At 71.2% G+C, this 12,654-nt stretch carries 13 protein-coding genes; 6 read left to right on the plus strand and 7 right to left on the minus strand.

Annotated features, from left to right (window positions below; genetic code table 11):
- The first annotated feature begins 59 nt into the window (after nt 1-59).
- Nucleotides 60-578 (plus strand): DM13 domain-containing protein, encoded by a 519-nt coding sequence (locus ACGFY5_RS05720; RefSeq protein WP_392717692.1) that lies wholly within the window; start codon nt 60-62, stop codon nt 576-578.
- Here ACGFY5_RS05720 and ACGFY5_RS05725 read toward each other — a convergent pair.
- The 3 genes from ACGFY5_RS05725 to ACGFY5_RS05735 form a co-directional block, all read right to left on the minus strand.
- Complete coding sequence (locus ACGFY5_RS05725; protein ID WP_392717694.1) at nt 473-2,140, minus strand: diguanylate cyclase domain-containing protein; 1,668 nt, start codon at nt 2,138-2,140, stop codon at nt 473-475. The two genes, ACGFY5_RS05720 and ACGFY5_RS05725, sit on opposite strands and share 106 nt — an antisense overlap.
- A 61-nt stretch (nt 2,141-2,201) precedes the next feature.
- Complete coding sequence (locus ACGFY5_RS05730) at nt 2,202-2,867, minus strand: response regulator (RefSeq protein ID WP_392717696.1); 666 nt, start codon at nt 2,865-2,867, stop codon at nt 2,202-2,204.
- A complete protein-coding gene (locus tag ACGFY5_RS05735) occupies nt 2,864-4,012 on the minus strand; it encodes a sensor histidine kinase (protein ID WP_392717698.1) in 1,149 nt (382 codons plus the stop codon). The genes ACGFY5_RS05730 and ACGFY5_RS05735 overlap by 4 nt, the downstream gene beginning before the upstream one ends.
- A 275-nt stretch (nt 4,013-4,287) precedes the next feature.
- Here ACGFY5_RS05735 and ACGFY5_RS05740 point away from each other — a divergent pair, with 275 nt between their 5' ends.
- Nucleotides 4,288-4,956 (plus strand): phospholipase A2, encoded by a 669-nt coding sequence (locus ACGFY5_RS05740; protein ID WP_392717700.1) that lies wholly within the window; start codon nt 4,288-4,290, stop codon nt 4,954-4,956.
- A gap of 474 nt (nt 4,957-5,430) precedes the next feature.
- Here ACGFY5_RS05740 and ACGFY5_RS05745 read toward each other — a convergent pair whose 3' ends face one another.
- On the minus strand, nt 5,431-6,240 hold the full coding sequence (locus ACGFY5_RS05745) for a hypothetical protein (protein ID WP_392717702.1): 810 nt from the start codon (nt 6,238-6,240) through the stop codon (nt 5,431-5,433).
- 39 nt (nt 6,241-6,279) lie between these two features.
- Here ACGFY5_RS05745 and ACGFY5_RS05750 point away from each other — a divergent pair, with 39 nt between their 5' ends.
- Complete coding sequence (locus ACGFY5_RS05750) at nt 6,280-6,579, plus strand: hypothetical protein (protein ID WP_392717704.1); 300 nt, start codon at nt 6,280-6,282, stop codon at nt 6,577-6,579.
- Here ACGFY5_RS05750 and ACGFY5_RS05755 read toward each other — a convergent pair.
- Entirely contained in the window at nt 6,576-6,962 is a 387-nt protein-coding gene (locus ACGFY5_RS05755; protein WP_392717706.1) for a hypothetical protein, read from the minus strand. The genes ACGFY5_RS05750 and ACGFY5_RS05755 overlap by 4 nt on opposite strands.
- An 84-nt stretch (nt 6,963-7,046) precedes the next feature.
- On the opposite strand from ACGFY5_RS05755, the gene ACGFY5_RS05760 reads away from it, so the two are divergent.
- On the plus strand, nt 7,047-8,600 hold the full coding sequence (locus ACGFY5_RS05760; RefSeq protein WP_392717708.1) for a CocE/NonD family hydrolase: 1,554 nt from the start codon (nt 7,047-7,049) through the stop codon (nt 8,598-8,600).
- 168 nt (nt 8,601-8,768) lie between these two features.
- On the opposite strand, the gene ACGFY5_RS05765 is transcribed toward ACGFY5_RS05760, so the two are convergent.
- Entirely contained in the window at nt 8,769-9,248 is a 480-nt protein-coding gene (locus tag ACGFY5_RS05765) for a nucleoside deaminase (protein ID WP_392717710.1), read from the minus strand.
- Between the two features lie 77 nt (nt 9,249-9,325).
- Between ACGFY5_RS05765 and ACGFY5_RS05770 the strand changes: the two genes are divergently transcribed.
- On the plus strand, nt 9,326-9,679 hold the full coding sequence (locus ACGFY5_RS05770; protein ID WP_392717711.1) for a DUF3224 domain-containing protein: 354 nt from the start codon (nt 9,326-9,328) through the stop codon (nt 9,677-9,679).
- 35 nt (nt 9,680-9,714) lie between these two features.
- Nucleotides 9,715-11,379: a class I adenylate-forming enzyme family protein gene (locus ACGFY5_RS05775; protein ID WP_392717713.1), complete on the plus strand. Its 1,665-nt coding sequence runs from the start codon at nt 9,715-9,717 to the stop codon at nt 11,377-11,379.
- On the opposite strand, the gene ACGFY5_RS05780 is transcribed toward ACGFY5_RS05775, so the two are convergent.
- Nucleotides 11,372-12,520, minus strand: coding sequence for a xylose isomerase (locus tag ACGFY5_RS05780; protein ID WP_392717715.1), 1,149 nt, complete (start codon nt 12,518-12,520; stop codon nt 11,372-11,374). The two genes, ACGFY5_RS05775 and ACGFY5_RS05780, sit on opposite strands and share 8 nt — an antisense overlap.
- Between the last annotated feature and the right edge of the window lie 134 nt (nt 12,521-12,654).

Raw genomic sequence — 12,654 nt, forward strand, 5'->3', positions numbered from 1 at the left:
ACACTCGGTGCGTCGTCTCGGCGACCTACGCGGTGGGGCGGCGTCGCTACGGTGACCCCGTGCGTCGGCCATTGATAGTCACTTTCGTTGCGATCGTCGGTCTCGGGATCGGCGTCGGCCTGGTGCTGTTCGAGCCCTGGAGACTCTTCACGAGCACCACGGTCGAGGAGTCGCTCCCGACCGTGCCGTCGGGCACCGCGGCCCCCACCGGCAAGAACACCGAAACGACGGTGCTGGCCCGCGGCAAGCTCATCACTCACGAACACGAGACGACCGGAACGGTCACGATCCTCGAACTCCCCGACGGCAGCCGGGTACTCCGCTTCGAGGACCTGAACACCTCCGACGGCCCGGACCTCCGCGTCTGGCTGACCGACGCCAAGGTCGTCGAGGGCACCGCGGGCTGGACGGTGTTCGACGACGGCAAGCACGTCGAACTCGGCGAGCTCAAAGGCAACAAGGGCGACCAGAACTACCCGTTGCCCGCTGACGTCGACCTCGAGACGCTCACCAGCGTCTCGATCTGGTGCGCCCGCTTCCACGTCTCGTTCGGTGCCGCCGAACTCTCAGCCGCCTGATCGGCCGCCCCGCTCGCGGACGGTCCGTGCGTAGCGTCGATCAAAGATTCTGAAGCCGAGGGCGCGGCAATTGCGGAACCGACCAGGGCGTAGCGGCCTTTGCCTTCGACCTTCGCCGCGTACATCGCGAGGTCCGCAGCGCGGAGGAGTTCACCGACGCGCCCGTCGGTCTGGTTCACCGCGATGCCGACGCTCGCGCCGATCCGCACCCGGTGGCCGTCGATCGTGGTGATGGCGGCGATCGACGAGACGATGCGCTCGGCCAGCTCGACGCCGACCTCGGGGGAGGAGGTGGCGGGGAGCAGGACGCCGAATTCGTCGCCGCCGAGCCTGGCGACCAGGTGGCGGTTGTCGGAGTCGAGGCACTCGCGGAGCCGGTCGCCCACGCGGATCAGCAGCGAGTCGCCGACGGCGTGCCCGTACTGGTCGTTGACGGCTTTGAAACCGTCGAGGTCGACGAAGAGCACGATGACCGCGTCGTTGTGCTCACCGATCGCCGCTTCCACCCGGGAGTGGAACAGCGCGCGGTTCGGGAGTTCGGTCAGACCGTCGTGGTAAGCACGGTACTCGAGCTCCTCCTCGCGGCGGCGCAGCTCGAGGACGGTGTCGGCGAGCTGGGCGTTGAGTGTGACGTTCTCGCGGATGATGGTCAGCTGACGCCCGAGCACCAGCACGACGAGCGTCCCGCAGCCGACGACGAGGACGGGGCTGAGCCCGCCGGTCGCGAAGTAGACGGCCTCGGTGGTGAAGATCGCCATGCTGAACGGGACGTACGGCAGCAGCGTGTACTGCGGCACCGTGATCTGCTGTGACTCGGCGCGTGGAGCGGTGGCCACCCAGACGCCGCCCAGCAGCATCGACATGTACGAGATGAACCACAGCAGGTTGATGGCGCCACTGCTGCTGTAGTTGCCGAGGTGGTCGAGGAGTGCGTAGGCGACGTCGCCGACCGCGGTGAGCAGGAATCCGGCGCTGAGCATCGCGAGCGGTGCGCGGGTGCCCGGGGCTCCGGCGCTGAGCACGAGCAGGACGACGGTGGCCATCATGACGTCGGTGATCGGGTACGCGATCGCGATCGCCCAGTTGATCGGCGACTGCTGTTCGGCGGCGATCGGGCCGAGGACCGTGCCCCAGCTGACCAGGAACAACGAGCCGGCGATGATCGTGCCGTCGAGGATCAGCCGCAGGGACACGGCGGGGAGTTGGGCGGCCAGCAGGGAGGTCAGGCCGAACAGCAGGACCGGTATCGCGCTGAGGTAGATGACGTCGGTCGCGCGGGTGTAGTGGTCGTTGTCGTTGAGGTACCGGAGGAAGCTCGACGAGTTGCCGACCGCCCACATCAGGAGCCCGGTCGCGACCGCTGCCCAGCCGCGCCGGGACGTGTCGCGGGTCCGTCGGGCGGCCCAGGCGGCGCAGGCGGACGCGGAGTAGCACGCCAGTGCGCCGCCGATCGCGGCGACCGAGGTGAACGCGCTGCTGTCGGAGGACAGGAACAGCGCGATCGCGTAGTAGGCCGTGGCGAACGCCACGGCGGTCACCGCGATCCGGCGACGTCGTTCCACTCGGCCTCCTGAACTGGCTCGCCCCCCTTATCGGCCGAGTTCACCCAGACCTGATCGCGGGTCAGATACCGGGTTCGACGAGACCGGATTCGTACGCGAGTACGACGGCTTGGGCGCGGTCGCGGAGGTCGAGCTTGGCGAGGATGCGGCCGACGTGCGTCTTCACGGTCTGCTCGGCGACGACGAGCGTGGCCGAAATTTCGCCGTTCGAGAGGCCGCGGGCGATCAGCGTGAGCACCTCGGTTTCCCGGGGCGTGAGCACGCGGAGGCGGTCGGGGCGCGCGCGGTGTGTCGCCGGGCGGCGGGCGAAGTCGGCGATCAGACGCCGGGTGACGCTCGGCGCCAGCAACGCTTCACCGGCCGCGACGACCCGCACGGCCTGGACCAGGTCGGCCATGGGCGCGTCCTTGAGCAGGAACCCGCTCGCACCGGCCCGCAGCGCCGCGTACACGTAATCGTCCAGGTCGAACGTGGTGAGCATGAGGATGCGCGTCTGATCCATCTCGCGAAGGATGTGGCGAGTGGCCTCCAGCCCGTCCATCACCGGCATCCGGACGTCCATCAGAACGACGTGCGGCCGGACACGGCGGGCGAGCGACACGGCTTCGGCACCGTCGGCGGCCTGACCGACGACGCTGAAGTCGGGCTGGGCGTCGAGCAGCGCGGCGAAGCCCTGCCGGACCATCGCTTGGTCGTCGACCACGACGAGACGTACGGGATCGGTCATGGCTCTATCGGTAGTCGGGCACGCACGGCGAACCCTCCGTCGGGGGTGGGGCCGGCGTGAAGTTCGCCGCCGACCACGGTCGCACGTTCGGTCATGCCGGTGAGGCCGTGTCCGGGTTGGGTCTTTTTTGGCGGATCGGCGCGGGATTCGTTGACGACGTCGATCTCGAGGGCTTCAGCGGTGTACGTGAGTTCCACTTTCACTGGGGCGCCGGGGGCGTGCCGTGCGGCGTTGGCCAGCGACTCCTGCACGATCCGGTAGGCCCCGACGTCGACGCCGGGCCGCAGAGGCCGGGGTTCGCCGGTTCGGGTGAACTCGACGTCCGCGCCGGCCTTGGTGGCGCTGTGGACGAGGTCGGGCAGGTCCGCGCAGCCGGGCTGGGGCCGTAGGTCGGCCGACATCTCCTCGCTGCGCAGGACGCCGAGCAACCCCCTGACCTCGTTCAGCGCCTCCCGGGCGGTGCTGCTGATCGCGGCGAAGTCCGCCGACGCCTCGGGGGAGAGGTCACCGAGCCGGTACGGGGCGGTCTCGGCCTGCACGACGACCATCGACATGTGGTGCGCGACGACGTCGTGCAGGTCGCGGGCGATGCGGGCCCGTTCCTCCAGTACCGCGGTGCGCGCCTTCTCCGCCTCGGTGAGCTCCCGTTCGTGGCCGAGTGCCCGGCGGGTGCGGCGCAGCGTCCTGACGACGTCGGTCACCACGGCGATCGCGACCAGCAGGATGATCCAACCGGGGCGCGCGTCCGGGTTCGCGTACGCGAAGAACAGGACCGGCGCGGTGACCCAGGCCCCGGCCGCGACCCGGCGCGGTGCGCGGGCGCAGATGTTCGCGAACGCGACGATCAGCGTGAAGCCGAGTAGCGGTGGCCAGTGCCAGGGATCGTCGTCGAGGACCTCGAAGCAGCTGGGTAGGACCACCGCGACTGTCGCGCCGCCGTACCAGGCCGTGACCGGGTAGCGCCGGAGCGCCCAGAACACCGCGGTCTCGGCGCCGGCCACCACGGGCATCCAGTCGGGACTGATGTCCAGCACCGACGGAGCCCCGGCCAGCGCGAGGGGAAAGTACGCGCCGAGTGCGACGAGCGCCCACAGCGCCGTCTGGATCCGCGGCGGGGTTCGAACCAGCTGCCTCCATAACCGCACGCCGCGAGCGTAGGCCGCGCGGGGGACCCGGGTCGTCATACCGGCGACGGTGATGCGGGGGCTACTGCGGTATGACGCCGTGCCGCGGCTTCTCGGTGGTTCGTCGTTCGCGGGGCCGGGGGGTGGCGTGGCTGTCACACCCACGGGTGACGTTCGGTCGGCGTCCCTCCGAGGGGCTACGCGCGAGATCACGCCTCGGCCGGACGATCGTCGGCGCTGTCGTTCGTAGCGTCCTGACCAGCGGGGACGTGTCGTTCCCGGACGGGAGGGGCGACATGTCGCGTCGAGTGTGGACGGCTTTGCTGCTGACATTGCTGACCGGCGTTCTCTGCGGCGACACCGCCTCCGCGACCCCCGCCGCCCGCCGGGACACACCGGCCGGTGCGGCTGTCCGCGCGGTGACGGCGGACGCGAGTGTGGCGTCGGGCGGGGTGCCGGGCGCTGTGTCGGGCGGGGGTGGAGCTTCTGCGGGAGACGGGGCGCCGGTGCCGGGGGATTTCGAGGTGGTGATGGGGTACTTGCCGGTGCGGGAGGGCGGGGTGTGGGTGGCGCCGCACGGGGCTTGCTCGGCGCCTACCGGGGCGACGCGGTACGACTTCGCGGCGGCGTGCAAGGCGCACGACCTGGGCTACGACTTACTGCGCTATGCCGCGCGGGTGGGGAAACCGCTCGGGCCGTGGGCGCGGGAGGCGGTCGATGCGGCGTTCGGCCGCGCGCTGGCGGCACGCTGTGCCTCGGTCGACGGCGCGGTGGGGTGCCGGGCCGCGGCGGCCGCGTACCACGGGGTGGTGGTGGCGAACTCCTGGCGCCAGGACTGGCGCGATCCGCGCCCGGAGCCGTGGTTGCCTTGGGTTCTGGTCGCGACGGCGCTGACGCTCGCGCCGATCATTCTGAACGCGGTGCTGGCGTATGTGGACCGCATGTCCACGCGACGCGGCCGCTAGTGGAGCACCTTTTGTACCTAAATGTGCAGTACCGTTCGATGGATGAGGAGGCTCGGAGCGGCGTGTGCGAGCGCCGGGATCGCGGCAGTGCTGCTCTGCGGATCGACGGCGCCAGCGATTGCCGACGACGACTGGGGCCAGCAGTGGAACGCGCCGAGCGAATGGGAAGTACCGCGGTACGGCGCTGACCCGTGGTCGTACGAGCAGGAGTGGCCCGGCGATTGGTCCGGGCCGTGGGGCGAGGCGCCGCAGCCCCAGCGCCAGTCGGACGGCCGCTTCACGACCCGCGACCAGTCCGCCCAACGCCCCCCATCAACCCAGCGCCACCCCGCCCGACAACGAGCAGCCGCCCAGCGAGCGGCAGCGCAGCGCGCCGCTCAACGCGCAGCAAACCAGCGAGCCGCGAACCAGCGCGCGGCGGCGCGGCGGGCGGCGGCGCAGCGGGCGGCCGCGCAACGTGCGGCGGCACAACGGTCAGCTTCGCAAGGTGGGGCGGCGTGGCGCTCGGATGCGCAGGGTGCGGCAGCGCAGCGGCCCGCGGGTCAGCGTGGGGCGGGTCAGCGTGCGGCGGGTCAGCGTGCGGCGGGTCAGCGTGCGGCGGGTCAGCGTGCGGCCGGGCCGCAGACGGCGGCTCAGCGGGCGGCGACGCAGCGCGCGACCGCGCAGCGGCAGGCGGTTCGGCGGCAGGCGGCTCAGCGCGCGGCGGAGCGCCGAGCGGCTCGGGTGCGGGCGGAGCGGGCGGCCGCGGCCCGGCGAGTGGCCGAGCAGCGGGCGGCCGAGATGCGCACTGCCGAGGAGCGGCCGGTCGGCGACACCGCGGGCCGACTCCGGCAGGCCGCCGAACGCGCCGCTGCCCAGCGCACGGCTGCCCAGCGCACGGCTGCCCAGCGCGCGGCTGCCCAGCGCGCGGCTGCCCAGCGTGCCGCGGCTCAGCGCGCGGCCTCCGAGCGCGGCGCTAGCCAGGGCACCGCCGCTGAGCGGGCAGCCGCCCAGCGCGCCGCCCAGCGCACGGCGGCCCAGGCAGCGGCAGCGCAGCGGGCGGCAGCGCAGCGTGCGGCGGCTGAGCAGGCAACAGCTGAGCGTGCGGCCGCCCAGCGTGCGGCAACGCAGCGTGCGGCAGGGCAGCGTGCGGCAGGGCAGCGTGCGGCGGCTCAGCGGGCGGCGGCCCAGCGTGCGGCCGACCAGCGGGCGGAGGTGGCGCCGCCGGTGGGGCAGGCGGTGGTGCCGCAGGACGCGCAGGGCGTGGCTCCAGCCGCCCCCGGACGCCCGGCTGACGACGTCCAAGCCCCCACCCAGGCCCCCAGCGCAGAAACAGCGCGCCCCATGGCGTCGATATCAGACGGAACAAACAACGGGGCGGAGGCCGGGCGACCGGAGTACCCCGGCGGACCGGTGCCGGAGAACCTCTTCCCGGCGGCGCCGGACCCGACGCCGGTCGCCACCCCTGTGGCGCCAGCCGACCACCGCCTACCCGTGGGGCTGCAGATCGGTGTCGCGCTGCTGTTCCTGTACCTGGTGCTGGTCTATTTCGACCGGCGTTTCCTGTTCATCCGTCGGCGCCCGGAACCCGAGCCCCAGGACGTGGGGCTCGATCTGGTGCGCGACCACGTCGACGAACGCTAAGCCGCGAGCGCCCGGCGTCGGTAGCAAGCGCGCAGGTGGCTGCTGACCAGGGTCGGTAGCCCGGACCGGACGCAGGCGTCGGCGCCGGCTTCGAGCACCTCGACGACCTGGTCGGCGGTGGCGTAGGTGTCGACGACGCCGACCACGGGGGTGCCCGGGTGCTGCCGTACCGCGGCACGGATTCGGCCACCGTTCGCACCCCCGATCACCAGGAGGTCGGTGTGGTCGATGTCTTCCAGGTCGGCGCTCTGCGCGCGCCAGTGCGCCGGGAGTTGCTCGGCCAGGGCGGCCAGGCTGCCCGAGGCGCCCACGACGGTCACGAGGACCGTGTGTGCCTCATCGGTGAGTACGTTCCGTCCGGACTCGATGCTCGTGATCGTCATGGTTCCTTTTTCGGGCCGGAGCCTGAGGCTGCGCTGAACGGAACATGTGCTGATTCTGTGAGACCCGATCGATACGGTGGCCACGTGCGGAGCTTGCTAAACGCGGCAATCGACCGGGTCCTTCGGCTGCCCGGAAAAACCGGTCCCTACCAGGTCGAACGGAACTTGCGGGTGCCGATGCCCGACGGTGTGGATCTGCTCGCCGACCGGTACGCGCCGCCCGGCGACGAGCCGGCTCCGGTCGTGCTGGTCCGGACGCCGTACGGTCGCGATCGACAGCTCGCCATGCTCTACGGAACGCCCTTCGCCCGCCGCGGGTTCCAGGTCGTGTTGCAGAGCGTGCGCGGCACGTTCGGCTCCGGGGGGCTCTTCGAGCCCTTTCACCACGAAAAGGACGACGGCCTAGCGACGCTGAGCTGGCTGCGGAACCAGCCGTGGTGCGACGGGCGGGTCGCGATGATGGGGTCGAGTTACCTGGGTTTCACGCAGTGGGCGGTGGCGCCGTATGCCGAGCCGCCGCTGGCCGCGCTGTGTCCGGCGATCACGGCGTCGGAGTTCACCAGCTCCACGTACCTCGGCGGTGGCGTGGGCCTTCGCGGTGCGTACGAGTGGGGCACGATGGTCGTCTCGCAGGAAAGGCGTCAATTCTTCCGGGGCCGGCGGAACCGGCGCGCGATGGCGAGCCTGCCGCTCGCGAGCATCGGCAGGGAGAGCTCGTACTGGCAGGAAGTGGTCGCCCACGAGAACGACGACTTCTGGGCACCGAGCGACCACTCGGCGGGCGTCTCATCGGTGACCGCACCGGTGTCGATGTACACGGTCTGGTGGGACATTTTCCTGCTCAACCAGCTGCGTGACGTCATCGCCCTGCAAAAAGCCGGCACCACACCCCACCTGACGATCGGCCCCGGCGCCCACGCTGAAATCCCCGGCGCGCTGGCCGCCAGCCGGGATGCCTTCGAGCACCTCTCGACCGTGCTGCACGGCGCACCGGCACGACAGCGCGCACCCGTCCGGCTCTGGCTCCAAAAAGCCAACCGCTGGCTCGACGCCGAGCAATGGCCACCCCCGAGCACGCCGACGACCTGGCACTTCGGGAACGGTGAACTCGGCGTCGCCCCGATCGACGGGGCCCCCGAGGTCACGTTCTACGACCCCGCCGACCCGACGCCCACCGTCGGTGGACCCGTCATCGGCAAGGACGCGGGGCCCGCCGACAACCGGGCGATCGAGGCGCGGGCCGACGTGCTCTGCTACACGAGCGCGGCGCTGGAGTCCGATCTCGACCTGGTCGGGGAGCTGAGTGCGGTGGTTCGTGTGCGGAGCGATCCGGGGCACGGGGACGTGTTCGTCCGGCTCTGTGACGTCGAGCCCTCTGGCCGCTCGATGACGATCTCCGACGGGTTCGTGCGGCTGCGGCCCGGTGCGCCGCTCGACGTGCCGGTGGAGATGCGGCCCACCGCGTACCGGGTGCGGGCGGGTCACCGGTTGCGGGTGTCGGTCGCGGGCGGGGCGTACCCGCGGTTCGCCCGCAACCTCGGCACGGGCGAGCCCGCCGCCACCGCCACCCGCATGGTCAAGGCCCACCGCCAAACCTCCGGCGGCTCGCTAGTGCTACCGGTCTACGACATCGACTAACCCCGCGCAAGGCCGACTCCGCCGTGCACCACCGCCCCACCCCGCCGCCCGCGCGGCTGTGCGCCCGCGCGGCTGTGCGCCCGCGCCTCGCGCGGCTGTGCGGCTGTGCGGCCCGCGCGGCTGGGCGCCTCGCGCGACCGCGCGGCTGGGCGCCCCGCGCGGCGGGGATCAGTCCCAGAATCCCGCGTGGGCCGCGCGGGCATCGGGGAGGTCCACCGGGCCGTCGACGGTGACCTCGCGCTGGCCCCGCGCGAACACCTCACGGCAGGGCAGCGCCAGGGTCGGGTTCTCGGGGTTCGCGCCGGTCATCTCCCGCAGCACGTCCTCACCCAGCGCGTACACCACCCGGCCGATACCGGCCCAGTAGATCGCTCCCGCGCACATCGCGCACGGCTCCGTGCTGGTGTAGAGCGTGAACCCGGCCAGCTCCGCGGGCGCGAACCGCCCGCTCGCCTGGCGCACCAGGTTCGTCTCGGCGTGCCCGGTGGCGTCCCGGCCGGTCACCACGCTGTTCTCCGCCGCCAGCACCTGCACCCCCTCCGCGTCGACGAGCGTCGCCCCGAAGGGATGGTTGCCGTTCACCCGGGCGTTGCGGGCGACCGAGATCGCGGTGCGCAGATGGTCGGTGTCGACGTCACTGATCGCCATGACCCGATTCTCCTCCTGACAGAAGATGTCAGGAATGACCTCCAGGATCGTGTCCATCCCGACCTAAGGAGTCACCAGTGCGTGCCACCGCCTCATTCACCGTCGACACGTTCGAACCCGTCGGCGAACCGGACGGCAGTATTGCCTCTGCGCTGCTCACCAAGACGTTCACCGGCGACGTCGAGGCGACCAGCACCGTCCGGATGCTGACCGTCGACCAGACGGCCTACGTCGCGGTGGAGCGCATCACCGGAAGTGTCCAGGGACGAAAAGGCAGCTTCGTCCTGCTGCACACGGCCACCCAGGAGGAGGCACGCTGGCAGGTCGTCGCCGGCTCCGGTACCGACGAGCTGGCCGGCCTGACCGGTACCGCGGTGCTGACGCGGCACGAGGACGGTTCCCATACCTTCACATTGGACTACGAAATCTAGCTACGGTGAGGTGGCTGCCGTCGAGGAGGTCAAAGATGACCGTCACCGCCGCCACCGGAAGCACGCTGTCCCAGCTGGCTGAACGCTCCTGGGAGCGGCTCGGTCAGGAGAGCGTGCAAATCTTCGAGGGCACCACCTGGACGTCCGCGCAGCTCGGCGCGCGGTCCCGCCGGTTCGCGGCGGGGCTGCTCGCTGCCGGGCTTCGTCCTGGCGATCGGGTCGTCGTCTGCATGGCGAACTGTCCCGAGGTGGGGGTCGCGTATCACGGCATCTGGTGGGCCGGGGGCGTCACCACGCCCGTGCTGTTCCTGCTCAGCGACGCCGAGATCGCGCACATCCTGCGCGACAGCGGCGCCACCTTCGTCATCACGACCCCGGAATTCCTCCCAAAGATCCAATCCGCCGCCACCGGCATAGAAACGGTCCGCGGCATCATCGTCGCCGGCGAGCCCCCAACTGCGGAAACACCGGCCGCGCGTCCCGCTACGCCGTCCACCGCTACGCCGTCCACCGCTACGCCGCCCACCGCTGCGACGGCCACCGCTGCGACGGCCGCAGCCGCGCCGGGCGCTGCGCTCGGCGGCGCCAAGGCAGTCCTCGGCTTTGCCGAGATGGAAAGCGGCGCCGAAGCGCCGCAAGCTACGCGCCTCCCGAGCGACCTCGCCGGCCTCCTCTACACCGGCGGCACCACCGGCCGCTCCAAGGGCGTCATGCTCACCCACGACGCCATGTCGGCCGCCGCCTACGCGATGGTGCACGCGTCCGGCGAGGACGACGACCTCCGCGTCGCCCTCCTCCCGCTGCCGCTCTCGCACATCTACGGCCTGACGGTCAGCGTCATGTCGGTCCACGCGGCCACCCCGCGCACCGGCGTGCTGATGCGCTGGTTCGACCCGGTCGGCTGGCTGAAGCTCGCCGAGCAGCACAAAGCCCAGGTCGGCGCCGTCGTTCCGAGCATGCTCCAGCTGATCATGGCCCAGCCCATGGAGGACTACGACCTCTCCTCCCTGCGGCGAGTCGCCAGCGGTGGAGCTCCGCTCCCGGCCCAGGTAGCGGCCGACTTCAAGCGACGCATGCCCGGAATAGAGGTCTACGAGGGCTACGGATGCTCCGAACTGGCCGGCGGCATCACGTCCGGAAAGCCGGACAGGCAGATCCCGGTCGGCAGCGTCGGCGTTCCGATGCCGAACATCGAGATGCAGATCGTCCGCCCCGACGGCACCCCGGTATCCCCCGGCGAGGACGGCGAAATCTGCGCTCGCGGCCCGATGATGATGAGCGCCTACTGGAACGCCCCGGACGAGACCGCCCACGCGATCCGCGACGGCTGGTTCCACACCGGCGACATCGGACACCAGGACGAAGACGGCAACCTGTTCGTCGTCGACAGGATCAAGGACCTGATCATCCGCGACGGCTTCAACGTCTATCCCCGTGACGTCGAAGAGGCGATGCTCACCCACCCGGACGTCGCCCTGTGCGCGGTGGTCGGCCGCCCGGACCCGCGCCGCGGCGAGGAAGTCGTCGCATTCGTGCAGCTCAGCCCCGACGCAACGGTCACCGAAGACGAACTCGTCAACTATGGGAAACAGAAGCTCGCCGCCGTGAAGTACCCGCGCGTCGTCCGCATCGTCGACCAGATCCCACTGACGTCCGTCGGCAAGCTCGACCGCAAGGCGCTGCGCAAGCACGTCAGCTGACCCACGCGCTCCCGACACGCATCATCGGCCCGGCAAGGCTTCTCGCCGCCGGCTCCCCGCTGATTCCCACGTCGTCGAGCAGCTCGCTCACGCACGCCACGTCGGCCGCCACCCCGGCCACCAGCGACGGCACGTCGTACATCCCCGCGGCGCGCGGACAGACGTCGACCTCGACGTGGGGAAAATCGGCGAAGCCGGTTTCGGCGAGCACCGCCTCCACGGTCGCGCGAAGCACCCAGCTGGTGGCGCGCAGCGGCGAATCCGGCCGCGCGTGCAGCGGCAAATGCCGGTGGACCCGCCACGGACCGGCCCCCGGCAACCACTCCAGGGCGTACGGGAGGTCGTCAGCGGTGCGCGTCAGGCCTTCGGAAGCGCGCTCGCGGACCGGCTGCGGAACGTCCGAGACCAGGGCTTCCAACGCCCGGCGAGTAGCAGGATCACGCGGATCATCCACCTGAACGGCGGTAGCCGCTTGCACCTTCTGCACGGTCAGCCCCGCCCGGTATACCGCGGAGATCGCCGCAGCCGGATCCACGAACGAGACCGCCAGTGCACACGTGTCGACGCACACCCCGACGTACTCCGGGTCCACCCGTCCAGCCAGCCACCGCACCGAATCCAGCACGGTGTCGAACCGGTACCCCGGCGCGGGCTCGAACGCCAGCGTCACCGGCCGGCCGTTCTCCGCGTCTATCGCGCGCAACCGCTCGACGAGCAACCCCAGATAGGTGGCGGCCGTCGCATCGTCGGCCGGCGACCACGGCTCGCGCCACCCCAGCGGCAGCGTGCCGATCGTGCCGTACGCGAGCCGGTCGGGAAGCAGGTCGGCCAGCACCGCGGCGCAGTCGAGCGAGTACCGCAGCCGCGCCGGGTCGTTCCAGCGCGGGGAGTCGCTGCCGGTGTTGAGCGTGGTGACCTCGAGGCCACGTACGTCCAGCTCGCGTCGCAGCCGACGCCGCGCCGACCGGTCGGACGCGAGCCCCGAGGCCACTGAGGGTGCGAGCCGCAGCCCGAGCCCGAGTCGTTTCATCGGCACGGCACGCCGGATCGGCTCCGCGTACCGGTCTAGTTGCGCAACGACGTCATCGAGGTCGGAGACCGGGTGCAGATCGGCACAGTACGAGAGCGGACCGTCACCCATCAGCCGCCCGCTCGACCGGCACCGTTACTCAACGGCGCGCCGCCTAACCACGACGTCATCGATGTCCTTTACAAAGAGTGAATAAAGGATCTTTCGCCACCTGGGAGGAGCACCATATCGGATCCGCGAGCGCG

The organism is Cryptosporangium sp. NPDC048952 (genome assembly GCF_043197895.1).
GTDB lineage: Bacteria > Actinomycetota > Actinomycetes > Mycobacteriales > Cryptosporangiaceae > Cryptosporangium.